This window comes from Brevibacillus sp. LEMMJ03 (assembly GCF_007197875.1).
GTDB lineage: Bacteria > Bacillota > Bacilli > Brevibacillales > Brevibacillaceae > Brevibacillus > Brevibacillus thermoruber.
Map to the genome: position 1 here is coordinate 260,574 of NZ_VKJN01000004.1, position 13,133 is coordinate 273,706.

Annotated in this window: 9 protein-coding genes and 1 pseudogene; all 10 read left to right on the forward strand. The window is 60.2% G+C overall.

All coding sequences use genetic code 11. The annotated features are described in order from the left end of the window. Positions 1-11 precede the first annotated feature (11 nt). Positions 12-797, forward strand: coding sequence for a phosphatidate cytidylyltransferase (locus FOI68_RS07625; protein ID WP_044898023.1), 786 nt, complete (start codon positions 12-14; stop codon positions 795-797). Positions 798-838: 41 nt separating this feature from the next. Beyond that, positions 839-1,993 carry a 1-deoxy-D-xylulose-5-phosphate reductoisomerase gene (locus tag FOI68_RS07630; RefSeq protein ID WP_143862819.1) on the forward strand — a complete coding sequence of 385 codons (1,155 nt, stop codon included), beginning with the start codon at positions 839-841 and terminating at the stop codon, positions 1,991-1,993. 39 nt (positions 1,994-2,032) lie between these two features. Next, on the forward strand, positions 2,033-3,301 hold the full coding sequence (gene rseP, locus FOI68_RS07635; RefSeq protein WP_029098985.1) for an RIP metalloprotease RseP: 1,269 nt from the start codon (positions 2,033-2,035) through the stop codon (positions 3,299-3,301). A 37-nt stretch (positions 3,302-3,338) separates the two neighbouring features. Continuing rightward, the gene (gene ispG, locus FOI68_RS07640; RefSeq protein WP_143862780.1) at positions 3,339-4,421 is read left to right on the forward strand and encodes a flavodoxin-dependent (E)-4-hydroxy-3-methylbut-2-enyl-diphosphate synthase; all 1,083 of its coding nucleotides are present in this window, start codon (positions 3,339-3,341) and stop codon (positions 4,419-4,421) included. Positions 4,422-4,586: 165 nt separating this feature from the next. Next, positions 4,587-6,331: pseudogene (locus tag FOI68_RS07645) on the forward strand (proline--tRNA ligase). Positions 6,332-6,454: 123 nt separating this feature from the next. Continuing rightward, positions 6,455-10,765, forward strand: a complete 4,311-nt coding sequence (locus FOI68_RS07650; RefSeq protein WP_143862781.1) for a PolC-type DNA polymerase III — start codon at positions 6,455-6,457, stop codon at positions 10,763-10,765. 189 nt (positions 10,766-10,954) lie between these two features. Next, complete coding sequence (gene rimP, locus FOI68_RS07655) at positions 10,955-11,413, forward strand: ribosome maturation factor RimP (protein WP_029098989.1); 459 nt, start codon at positions 10,955-10,957, stop codon at positions 11,411-11,413. 41 nt (positions 11,414-11,454) lie between these two features. Further along, positions 11,455-12,540, forward strand: a complete 1,086-nt coding sequence (gene nusA, locus FOI68_RS07660; RefSeq protein WP_029098990.1) for a transcription termination factor NusA — start codon at positions 11,455-11,457, stop codon at positions 12,538-12,540. A gap of 2 nt (positions 12,541-12,542) precedes the next feature. Then, on the forward strand, positions 12,543-12,833 hold the full coding sequence (gene rnpM / locus FOI68_RS07665; protein WP_029098991.1) for an RNase P modulator RnpM: 291 nt from the start codon (positions 12,543-12,545) through the stop codon (positions 12,831-12,833). Beyond that, the gene (locus FOI68_RS07670) at positions 12,830-13,129 is read left to right on the forward strand and encodes a YlxQ family RNA-binding protein (protein WP_029098992.1); all 300 of its coding nucleotides are present in this window, start codon (positions 12,830-12,832) and stop codon (positions 13,127-13,129) included. The genes rnpM and FOI68_RS07670 overlap by 4 nt, the downstream gene beginning before the upstream one ends. Positions 13,130-13,133 lie beyond the last annotated feature (4 nt).

Below are 13,133 nucleotides of genomic sequence, written 5' to 3' on the forward strand. Positions count from 1 at the left end.
GGTGGAATCAGTTGAAGCAGCGGATAATCACGGGCCTCATTGGTGGGGCAACCTTCCTGTTCCTCGTCTATCTGGGGAACGTGTGGTATTCATTACTGGTGTTGTTTTTGGCCGTCATGGGCCTTTTTGAATTTTTGCGGATGGCGGGACTGCGGCCGTTCAGCGCGGCGGGTGTGCTCGCTTACGCGTTGATGGTCAGCATCGTCTGGCCGGCTCTCTCCTTTTCGGCCGGGACCGGTGTTGTGATACCGGATTTGGTGCTGCCTGTCACGCTGCTGCTGCTGGTTTATTCCGTACTGCGGAAAAATCAGTTTCACATTGAACACGCCGCCCTTACGCTGATAGGGGCGTTATACATAGGCTACGGTTTTACATACATGGCGGCCGTGCGCAACCTCCCGGACGGCTTGATGCTGACGGTGCTGGTCATCCTGGGCATCTGGGCGTCTGATTCCGGTGCCTATTTCATCGGCAAGGCCGTGGGCAGGCGAAAGCTCTGGCCGGCCATCAGTCCGAACAAAACCGTAGAGGGATCGTTTGGCGGACTGCTCGCTGCGGTCGCGGTCGTGCTGGGCGTCAACGCCGCTTTCGGGCATCTCCCCCTCGGACAGGCTGTGGCGATTGCCCTGGTGGCGGCAGTGGCCGGACAGTTGGGCGATCTGGTGGAATCGGCGATCAAACGCCACTTTGGCGTCAAGGACTCCGGCCGCATCCTGCCCGGCCACGGCGGAGTCCTCGACCGCTGCGACAGTTGGATCATGGTCTTTCCCGTCTTGTATCTGCTGGGTATCGTCTAAATGCGAACGCCATATAGAAAGAGATATAGAGGGTGAAACGATTGAAACGCATATCGCTCTTGGGCTCTACCGGGTCGATCGGCATGAGTACGTTGGACGTGGTGGCCCAGCATCCGGAGGAGTTTTCGATAGTGGCCCTGGCGGCAGGGAACAATATGGAACGGCTTGCGGAGCAGGTGAAGCAATTCCGGCCCGAGCTGGTATCCGTCGGCAGTGAAAAAGCGGCGGGCGAACTGCGGGAGCGCCTCGGCAGCGCCCATCGTCCGGAGATCGTCTGCGGAACGGCCGGATTGGAGCTGGCCGCCCGCCATCCGAACGCCGATTTCGTCGTGACGGCGGTGGTCGGGAGTGTGGGAGTCGCGCCTACGCTGGCCGCCATCGAGGCGGGGAAAGCGATCGCACTGGCCAACAAGGAGACGCTCGTAAGCGCCGGTCACCTCGTCATGAAAGCCGCGCGCGAACGGGGAGTGCCGATCATCCCGGTGGACAGCGAGCACTCCGCCGTGTTTCAATCGCTCCAAGGGGAGCGCCGGGAGGACGTGGCCCGGATTATCCTGACGGCTTCCGGCGGCTCGTTCCGCCACTTGAGCCGGGAGGAACTGGCCCACGTGACCGTCGCCGAAGCGCTGAAACACCCCAACTGGAGCATGGGCGCCAAGATTACCATTGATTCCGCCAGCATGATGAACAAAGGTTTCGAGGTGATCGAAGCCCATTGGCTGTTCGACATGCCGTACGAACAGATCGACTGCATCCTGCACTATGAAAGCATCATTCACTCTATGGTAGAATATAAGGACCGGGCTGTCATGGCTCAACTGGGCACCCCGGACATGCGTGTTCCGATTCAGTACGCGCTCAGCTACCCGAAGCGCATGCCGCTGATGACGGAGCCGCTTGATCTGGTGAAGTGCGGAACCCTGCATTTTGCGCCGATGGATTTTGACCGTTATCCTCTGTTACAATTGGCATATGAATGCGGAAAACAAGGCGGTACCCATCCCGCCGTCCTGAACGCGGCCAACGAGGTAGCCGTTGCGCGCTTCCTCCAGGGCGAGATCGGCTTCCTGGACATTGAACGCATCGTGCGGGAAACCTGCGAAATCCACCAAGGAATCAGCCAGCCGTCCCTGGAGGAGATCATGGCTGCCGACGAGTGGGCACGCAATCAGGCGCTAGCCCTGTCTGCGCGATAATGGAGCTTGACGATAACGCAATGAAAGGTGGCTTCTCCCTTGCCTTTTCCCAACCTGGATTCAGTCGAATCGATTCTCGCGATCATCATCGTGTTTGGCGTACTCGTGTTTGTGCATGAATTGGGCCATTTCCTGCTGGCCAAGCGGGCCGGCATCCTCTGCCGGGAGTTTGCGTTGGGCATGGGGCCGAAAATCTTCAGCATAAAACGGGGAGAAACGGAATACACACTGCGCTTGCTGCCGATCGGGGGATTGGTGCGCATGGCCGGTGAAGATCCGGAGCTGGATATCCTCAAGCCGCACATGGAAGTGAGCGTGGAACGCGATGCAGTGGGAAAAGTGACGCGCATTCTGCTGGACAGAACGGACAGCGGTGGCAGAGGAAGCGTGACCGGAACGATCGTCCGCTTTGATCTGGAACACCAACTGACGCTCACCCTGGACGTGGACGGGGAGGAGCGGACGTTCTCCGTACACCCGCAGGCCCACCTGGTCAAGGACGGCCAGGAGGTGCAGATTGCGCCCTACAACAGGCAGTTCAAGGGAAAGACGGTCATGCAGCGCTTCTGGGCCATCTTTGCCGGTCCGGCGGCCAACTTTTTGCTCGCCTTCGTCCTGTTTGTCGTGATCGGACTGTCCTACGGGGTCCCCAGCAATGTGCCGTACCTCGGCGAAGTGAGGCCCGGCGGCCCCGCCGCCCAGGCAGGCCTGATGGAAGGGGACAGGGTGATCGCCATTCAGGGGCAGCCGGTCTCTTCGTGGAAGGAGATCGTGCAGATCGTCAGCCAGTCTCCCGGCAAGGAACTGGTCTTTGAAATCGAGCGGAACGGACAGCGCAAAAGCGCGAAAGTCCGGATCTTCAACGACAACAACGTCGGCAAGATCATGGTGACGCAGACGCTGACGTACGCGCCTGGCGAGGTGCTAAAGTACGGAGCCCTCTCCACGTACGAGTTTACCGCGATGATCCTGAAAAGCCTGGGCATGCTGTTTACCGGCGCCGTCGGGTTGAACGATCTGAGCGGACCGGTGGGGATCTTCAAGATGACGGGCGAATTCGCCCAGCAGGGATTGGCGGTCCTGTTGAAGTGGGCGGCGGTGCTCTCCATCAACCTGGGCTTGTTTAACCTGCTGCCGCTGCCGGCGCTGGACGGAGGACGGCTGGCGTTTTTGCTGGTGGAAGCACTGCGCGGCCGGCCGGTCGACCCGCACAAGGAAGGCATGGTGCATTTCCTCGGCTTCGCCTTCCTGATGCTGTTGATCCTGGTCGTGACCTGGAACGATTTGCAACGCTTGTTTTTGCAGTGACGCGTAATCACCGACACAAACAAAAGGATGGTGCTCTATGTACAAGCGCGAGGAGACGAAACCGGTTTTTGTTGGAGGCGTACAGATCGGCGGACAAAAAAGCGTCGTGATCCAGTCGATGACGACGGCGGACACCCGCGACGTGGAAGCCACGCTGGCACAGATCCAGCGGCTGTATGAAGCCGGCTGCCAAATCGTCCGCCTGGCGGTGATCAACGAAGACGCGGCGCGCGCCATCAAGGCGATCAAGGAACGCTCCCCGCTTCCGCTCGTCGCCGACATCCATTTTGACTACCGCCTGGCGCTGATCGCATTGGAAAGCGGCATCGACAAGATCCGCATCAACCCCGGCAACATCGGCTCCAAGGAAAAAACGAAAGCGGTCGTCGAGGCGTGCCGGGAGCGAAACGTTCCGATTCGCATCGGCGTCAACTCCGGTTCCGTGGAAAAACGGCTGTTGGAGAAGTACGGGTATCCGTCGCCGGAAGCGATCGTGGAGAGCGCCATGGACCACGTCCACATTCTGGAAGACCTGAACTACGACAACATCGTCATCTCCCTGAAGTCGTCCGACGTGCCGACGATGATCCAGACCTATTCGCTGATGGCCGAGAAGCGCGACTACCCGCTTCACGTCGGCGTGACGGAAGCGGGGACCCAGTTCTCCGGCAGCATCAAGTCGGCGGTCGGCATCGGCACCGTGCTGGCGATGGGCATCGGAGATACGATTCGCGTCTCGCTGACGGCTGACCCGGTCGAGGAGATCAAGGTGGCGAAGCAGATTCTCCGCAGCCTGGACATTGTCAACAACGACCCGGTGGTCATTGCCTGCCCGTCGTGCGGACGCTGCGCGATTGACCTGATCGGGCTGGCCACCAAGGTGGAGAATGCCGTCTCCACGCTGAAGGTTCCGCTCAAAATCGCCGTCATGGGATGCGCCGTCAACGGTCCCGGCGAGGCGCGCGAAGCGGATGTGGGCGTCGCCGGCGGCAACGGCGAGGGGCTCATTTTCCGCAACGGGGAGATTGTGCGGAAAGTGAAGGAAACGGAACTGTTCGAAGAGCTGATGAAAGAGATTCACGAATTGGTGGAAGAGCGGAAATCTACCACGGTTGGATAAGAGCAAGCCGCAACCGGTGACAAACCCACGTGCATGGCGGCGGCTCCTCGCGAAGCGGGAGGAGGAAGCACCCCCGCTGCGAGGTTCCCCAGGCACGTGGGTTTGGTTTGCCGAAAAAAGATTGTCGATGTAGTCGTGCCATGCAAGAAGGAGGACAAGCGTGTGTTGAAGCAAAGTCAGATGTTGATTCCCACCCTGCGGGAAGTGCCTGCGGATGCGGAGATTGCCAGCCACAAGCTGCTGCTTCGGGCCGGTATGGCCCGCCAGTTGGCGTCCGGGATTTACACCTACCTGCCGCTGGCGCTCCGCAGCCTGCAGAAATCCAGGCCATCGTGCGCGAAGAGATGAACCGCGCCGGGGCCCAGGAACTGCTGATGCCGGCGATGCAGCCGGCGGAGTTGTGGCATCAGACGGGCCGCTGGGACGTGTACGGCCCGGAACTGGTGCGCCTGCAGGACCGCCACGAACGTTCGTTTGCGCTTGGTCCGACGCATGAAGAAGTGATTACCAGTCTGGTGCGGGACGAAATCAACTCCTACAAGAAACTGCCGATCAACCTGTACCAGATTCAGACGAAGTTCCGCGACGAGGTCAGACCGCGCTTCGGTCTGATCCGCTGCCGCGAGTTCATCATGAAGGACGCCTACTCGTTTGACACCACGCCGGAAGGTCTGGACAAAAACTTCCAGGCGATGTTTGACGCCTACACCCGCATTTTCACCCGCGTCGGTCTGAACTTCCGCGCCGTGGAAGCGGACGCGGGGGCGATTGGCGGAAAAGGCACGTACGAATTCATGGCGCTGTGCGACATCGGCGAAGACACGATCGCCTATTCGGAAGAGGGCGATTACGCCGCCAATTTGGAAAAGGCGGAAGTGGTGTACAAGCCGGCCCCCAAACCGGCCGGCGAAACACCCGCGATGGAGAAAATCCACACGCCCGGCGTAAAAACCATTGACCAACTGACCGAAACGCTCGGCGTGGACGCGAGCCGGATCATCAAGAGCCTGATCTACCGGATCGACGACAAGCTGGTGATGGTGCTCGTCCGCGGCGACCACGAGCTGAACGAGGTCAAGCTGAAAAACCTGTTCGACGCGACGCAGGTCCGCCTTGCATCCGCAGAAGAGGTGCTGGCGGTCAGCGGCGCGCCGGCAGGCTTTGTCGGGCCGGTCGGCCTCGATGCCGAAAAAACGGAAATCGTCGCCGACAACTTCGTGCAGGATGTCTACGACGGAATCGTGGGCGCCAACGAAGCCGACTACCATCTCATCCATGTGCAGCCGGGCCGGGACTTTACCGTCTCCCGTTACGCCGACCTGCGCAACATCATGGAGGGAGACGAGTGCCCGCGCGGCGGCGGAGTCATCAAGTTTGCCCGTGGCGTGGAAGTGGGCCACGTGTTCAAACTGGGCACCAAGTACTCGCAGGCGATGGGCGCCACCTTCCTCGATGAGAACGGCCGCAGCCAGCCGATGATCATGGGCTGCTACGGCATCGGCATCTCCCGTACCCTGGCCGCCGTGATTGAGCAAAACAACGACGAAAACGGCATCATCTGGCCTGTGTCGGTGGCGCCGTTCCACGTCCACGTCATTCCGGTCAACACCAAAGTGGACGAGCAGCGTCAAGCGAGTGAACAGATCACGGAAGCGCTGATGGCGGCCGGCATCGAGGTGCTGTACGACGATCGGCCGGAGCGCGCCGGCGTGAAGTTCAAGGACGCCGACCTGATCGGCCTGCCGCTGCGCATCACCGTTTCCGACCGGGCCGCGCAGGAGGGCGTCGTCGAAGTGCGCGTCCGCCGTACCGGAGAAACGCACGAGGTCAAACGCGACGAACTGGTCGCCTTCGTGAAAGACCTGCTGACCCGCGTCGACCGGACGGGTGCGGAGCTGTTCCAAAAGTAAAAAGAAAGCAGGGATTCGGCTGATTTTGTCGAATCCATTCGGGGTACTCCCGTTGAACCGTGGGAGTACCCCCTGTTTTTTCCGGACATGTTTGTACTGATGGCATGATTGAGGTGGAGAACCGTGAATCGGTTGGAAGAGCAAAAACATCGCTTCTCGCTGTTGGTGAAGCAGTTGGATCTGCCGGCAGAGTGGGTGGAGCGATTTTTTCTTGATGGACAAATCGATAAATTGGAACTCTACCGGCAGAACAAGGAGTGGGTGTTTACCTTCACGCTGCCCCGGCTGCTGCCGGCAGAGATGTATCAGGCCTTTATGCGCCGGCTGACCCAGAGCTTTTCCCATCTGGCGACAGTGGACGCCCGATTCCGCTACCGCGAACAGCCGAGCGTGGAGCAGGCCGTCAACCAGTACTGGGACGTGCTGCTGGAGAATCTGGAGCAAAAGATCAACTCGCTGGCGGTGACGCTGCGCCAGGCGAAGCGGCAGGTGGAGGCGCAGAACGTAACCGTGTACCTGCCCACGGAGATGGCGGTCGAGATGGCCAAGCGGAAGAAAGCGGACAGCGAACTGGCGGCCGCATTTGAAAAAGTGACGGCCTGCGTGCCGCGCTTTACGTTTTTGGCCGAAGAGAGCGACGAGGCGTACAAGGCGTTCATGGAACAGCGGGAAGAAGAGGAGCGGGCGCTGATCGAAGTGGTCATGAGCGCGGTCCAGCAGGAGAAGGACAGCAAGGAGAGCGACAAGACAGAAGCGGTGACCACGCTGATGATCGGGTACGAGATCAAGGACGAGCCGCTGCCGATCCGCGAGATCCAGGACGAAGAGCGGCGTGTCACCATCCAGGGCACGGTGTTCGGCGCGGAGCTGAAGGAACTGCGCAGCGGCCGCCATCTGTTGACGTTCAACATCACCGACTACACCGATTCGCTGACAGTCAAGATTTTCTCCCGCGACAAGGAAGACGTCAAAATGCTGGAGGCCTTGAAGGACGGCATGTGGGTGAAGGTGCGCGGCAGCGTCCAGCATGACACCTTCTTGCGGGAACTGGTGATGGTGGCCAACGACATCAACCAGATCGAACAGGTTGCGCGAAAAGATACGGCCGAGGAGAAGCGGGTGGAGTTGCACTGCCATACGCCGATGAGCGCGCTCGACGCCGTCGCCTCCGTCAAGTCGCTCATTTCCACGGCGGCCAAGTGGGGACACAAGGCGATCGCCATCACCGACCACGGCGTCGTCCAAGCGTTCCCGGAAGCGTACAGCGTCGCCAAGAAGAACAACATCAAGTGCATCCTCGGCATGGAGGCGTACGTGGTGGAAGACGGCGTGGACATCGTCTACAACCTGACGCCGGAGAACAACCTGCCGATCGACGAAAACACCGAGTACGTCGTGTTCGACACGGAGACGACCGGTCTCAACGCGGCGGAGCACACGATTATCGAAATCGCGGCGGTGAAGATGCGCGGCACGGAGATCGTCGACAAGTGGACAGAGCTGATCGATCCACAGATCGAGATCGGCCCCAAGACGACCGAAATTACCGGGATTACCAACGAAATGCTGCGCGGCAAGGATACGCTGGACGTGGTCCTGCGCCGGTTCAAGGAGTTTACCGGCGACGCCGTGCTCGTGGCGCACAACGCAGAGTTTGACAAGGCGTTCATCAACGCCTGCGCCAAGCGGATCGGCATGGAGCCGTGGAACAACCCCATCCTGGACACGCTGCCGCTGGCCCGCCTGCTCTACAAGGGCATGCGCAACTACCGCCTGGGAACGCTGGCGAAGAAGTTCAACGTGGAGCTGATCAACGCCCACCGCGCGCTGGATGACACCGTGGCGCTGGCCCACGTCTTCCAGTACATGCTGAAAGACATCCGGGAGGCGGAGATCAAAACCCTGGCGGATCTGAACGAGCGGAGCAACGCGGAGGCCGATTACAAGAGCGGCCGCCCGTTCCACGCCACGCTGTTGGTCAAGACCAAGGCCGGGTTGAAAAACCTGTACAAACTGGTCAGCCGCTCCCACGTGGAGACGTTTTTCCGCGTCCCCCGCATCCAGCGTAGCCAGCTCGTCAAGTACCGCGACGGGCTTTTGATCGGCACGGCCTGCAAGGAGGGCGAGCTGATGCAGGCAATCCTGCGCGGGAAGTCGCGGGACGAGCTGAAAGAAGTGGCCGCCTTCTACGATTTTCTCGAACTGCAGCCGCTGGATCACTACACGCCGCTGCTGCGCAACGAGGAGATTCCCTCGCTGGAGACGATGAAGGGCTACCACCAGTTGATCGTCGAAATCGGAAAGGAACTGGGCAAGCCGGTGGTGGCGACGGGGGACGTCCACTTTCTCAACCCGCAGGACGACATCTTCCGCGACGTCTTTTTGCTGTCGCAAGGCTCCCCCGACGCGGGCAACCAGCCGCCGCTCTATCTGCGCACCACGGACGAGATGCTGGAGGCGTTTGCCCACCTCGGCGAAGAGACCGCCCGCGAAGTGGTGGTGACCGCGCCCAACGCGATCGCCGACATGATCGAGGACGTCAGCCCGATTCCGGACCGGCTGTACACGCCGATCATCGAGGGGGCGGATGACGAGCTGCGCCAGATGTGCTACGACAAGGCGAAGAAGCTGTACGGCGATCCGCTGCCGGAGATCGTGGAGAAGCGCCTGGAAAAAGAGCTGAACAGCATCATCACGCACGGGTTCGGCGTGATTTACCTGATCTCCCAGCGGCTGGTGACCAAGTCGCTGGCGGACGGCTATCTCGTAGGCTCCCGCGGTTCCGTCGGGTCCTCGTTCGTGGCCACCATGGCCGAGATCACCGAGGTCAATCCGCTGCCGCCGCACTACCGCTGTCCGAACTGCAAGCACAGCGAGTTCATCACGGACGGCTCGATCGGTTCCGGTTTCGACCTGCCGGACAAGGACTGCCCCGTCTGCGGGCACAAGCTGGCCAAAGACGGGCAGGACATTCCTTTCGAGACGTTCCTCGGCTTCAAAGGGGACAAGGTCCCCGATATCGACCTGAACTTCTCGGGCGAGTACCAGCCGCGCGCCCACAAGTACACCCAGGAGCTGTTCGGCGTGGACAACGTCTACCGCGCGGGGACGATCGGCACGGTGGCGGAAAAGACGGCCTACGGCTACGTGCGCAAATACGCGGACGAGCGCGGCCTGACGCTGCGAAACGCGGAAATCGCCCGGCTGGTAAACGGCTGCACGGGCGTCAAGCGGACCACCGGCCAACACCCGGGCGGGATCATCGTGGTGCCTGACTACATGGAGATCGAGGATTTTTGTCCGATCCAGTACCCGGCGGACGACAGCGAATCGGAGTGGCGGACCACGCATTTCGACTTCCACTCCATCCACGACAACCTGTTGAAGCTGGACATTCTCGGCCACGACGACCCGACCGTGATCCGCATGCTGCAGGATTTGACCGGCATCGACCCGAAGACGATCCCGCTGGACGACAAGGCGACGATGTCCATCTTCAGCTCGACCGAGGCGCTGGGCGTCACGCCGGAGCAGATTCGCACCAATCTGGGGACGTTGGGCATTCCCGAGTTCGGCACCAAATTCGTGCGGCAGATGCTGGAGGACACCAAGCCGACCACGTTTGCCGAGCTGGTGCAGATCTCCGGTCTTTCCCACGGAACGGACGTCTGGCTGAACAACGCGCAGGACTTGATCCGCAGCGGCACGTGCAAGCTGTCCGAGGTCATCGGGTGCCGCGACGACATCATGGTGTACCTGATCTACAAGGGGCTGGAACCGTCCCGCGCCTTCAAGATCATGGAGTCGGTGCGGAAAGGAAAAGGCGTTCCCGAGGAAGACCAGGAGGAGATGCGCCGAAACAACGTGCCGGAATGGTACATCGAGTCCTGCCAGAAGATCAAGTACATGTTCCCGAAGGCGCACGCCACCGCCTACGTGATGATGGCCGTGCGGATCGCCTACTTCAAGGTGCATTATCCGCTGGAGTTTTACGCCACCTACTTCACTGTGCGGGCGGACGACTTCGACATTCCGCTGATGGTCAAGGGCTCGTCGGCGATCCGGCAAAAAATCGAGGAGATCGAAGAAAAGGGACACGAGGCGCAGCCTAAGGAGAAGGCCCTTTTGACCGTGCTGGAAATGGCGCTGGAGATGGTGGAGCGCGGCTTCCGCTTCGCCAACGTCGACCTCTACCGCTCGGACGCGACCAAATTCCTGATCGACGGCAACAGCCTGATCGCTCCGTTCAACGCCCTGCCCGGTCTGGGAACCAACGCGGCGATCAGCATCGTCAAGGCGCGGGAGGAAGGAGAGTTCCTCTCCAAGGAAGACCTCTTGACCCGCGCCCGGATTTCCAAGAGCATCTTGGAATACCTGGAGGAGCAGGGAGCCCTGCAGGGGCTGCCGGAATCCAATCAGCTCTCGCTGTTCTGACGACGGCGGACGGGGAGCGGACCTGAGACAGCCTGTCGGGTTTCCGGGTAACACCCGGTTGTCAACGACAGGCTGTTATGCTATAATTTTTTTGGAAATACTGGTTATACGCACGCAGAGCGAGAGTGGGGAAACCCACTCTTTCTTTCTGGCCGAACCCCATGCTTGAAACGACAAGGAGGTACTTGCTTGAGCAAGGTAACAGACATTGTCACCGACCTGGTTACGCCCATTCTCGACGAACTGGGTCTGGAACTGGTTGACATCGAGTACAAGAAAGAAGGCAGCAACTGGTTTCTCCGCGTGTTCATCGACAATGAAACCGGGAACATCGACATCGATGACTGCGGCCTTGTCAGCGAGCGGCTGAGCCAGCGGCTGGACGAGGTGGACCCGATTCCCACCGCGTACTTCCTGGAGGTGTCGTCACCGGGAGCGGAGCGTCCGCTGCGCAAGGAAAGCGATTTTCGCAAGGCTGTCGGCAGGCACGTACATATCGTGACCAAGGAGCCGCTGGAAGGATCTACCGTGTTCGAAGGCGAACTGGTATCCTTTGAGGACGGCAGGCTGACAGTGAAGGAAGCGAAAAAAACGTACGTCATTTCCCTGGACCAAATCGACGCGGCCCGGATGGCCATCGTCTTTTAATTCCGCGGGGTGTGCTTGTAAAGGAGGAGGCAACGAAAATCATGAACGCCGATTTTATCGAGGCATTGGAAGCCATTGAGAGAGAAAAAGGAATCTCCAAAGACGTGTTGATCGAGGCCATCGAAGCGGCCCTCATTTCCGGATACAAACGGAATTTCAATTCGGCGCAGAACGTCCGCGTAGACGTGAATCGCCACACCGGCCAGGTGCGTGTGTTTGCCCGCAAGACGGTCGTGGAAGAAGTGCTCGACCCGCGTCTGGAGATTTCCCTGGAAGGGGCGCAGGAGATCGATCCCAATTTCCGGCTGGATGACATCGTCGAGATCGAAGTGACGCCCCGCGACTTTGGCCGCATCGCCGCCCAGACGGCGAAGCAGGTGGTGACCCAGCGCATTCGCGAAGCGGAGCGCGGGCTGATCTACAGCGAGTTCATCGAGCGGGAGGACGACATCATCACCGGCGTGGTCCAGCGGATGGATGCCCGCAACTACTACATCGACCTGGGCAAGGCGGAGGCGGTCATGCCGATCACGGAGAAGATGCCGACCGACGACTTCAAGCCCCAGGATCGGGTGAAAGCCTACATCATCAAGGTGGAAAAGACGACCAAAGGGCCGCAAATCGTCGTGTCCCGCACGCATCCCGGCCTGTTGAAACGGCTGTTTGAACTGGAAGTGCCGGAAATCTACGACGGCGTGGTGGAGATCAAATCCGTCGCCCGCGAAGCCGGAGACCGCTCCAAGATCGCCGTCCATTCGATCAATCCCGACGTCGACCCGGTAGGCGCCTGCGTCGGGCCGAAGGGAATGCGCGTGCAGACCATCGTCAACGAGCTGAAGGGCGAAAAGATCGACATTGTGCGCTGGTCGGAAGATCCCGCGGAATACGTGGCCAACGCGCTCAGCCCGGCCAAGGTGCTGCACGTGGAGGTAAACGCGCCGGAAAAAGTGACCCGCGTCATCGTACCGGATTACCAGTTGTCGCTGGCGATCGGCAAGCGCGGGCAAAACGCCCGTCTCGCGGCCAAGCTGACCGGCTGGAAGATCGACATCAAGAGCGAGACGCAGGCTGAACAGGAAGGCATCGCCTATCCGAAAGCGGGCGATGAGGGGGCTGACATCGAATAGCCATGAAGCAAAAGAAAATTCCTTTGCGGAAATGCATCGTGTGTCAGGAAATGTTTCCCAAAAAAGAACTGGTGCGCGTCGTGCGGACCCCGGACGAAGAGATCATCATCGATCCGACCGGCAAAGCAGCCGGGCGCGGGGCGTACGTGTGCCGTCAGGAAAGCTGTCTGAAGCCGGACACGTTTGCTTCGGGCAAGTGGAAAAAAGTGCTGGAACGCGCACTGAACATGTCCATCACCCAGGAAAAATACGACGCGTTCCGTGAAAAATGGCTGGAGATGATGGGACAATGATCCCCAAGGCAGCGCAATTGCTGGGGTTGGCCATGCGTGCACGCAAGGTGATTGCCGGCGAGGAGCTGGTCGTGCAGGCAGTGCGGACCGGTCAGGCCAAGCTGGTGCTGCTCGCGGCCGACGCCTCCGCCAACACGGCCAAGAAGGTACGCGACAAGTGCGCCTATTACGGCGTTCCGTGCGTGACGGCCGGCGACCGGTACGCGCTGGGGCACGCTATCGGCAAGGACGGGCGTGTCACCGTCGCGGTTACGGACGGGAAGCTGGCGGACAGCATGCTGCGCCTGCTCACCTAATTCA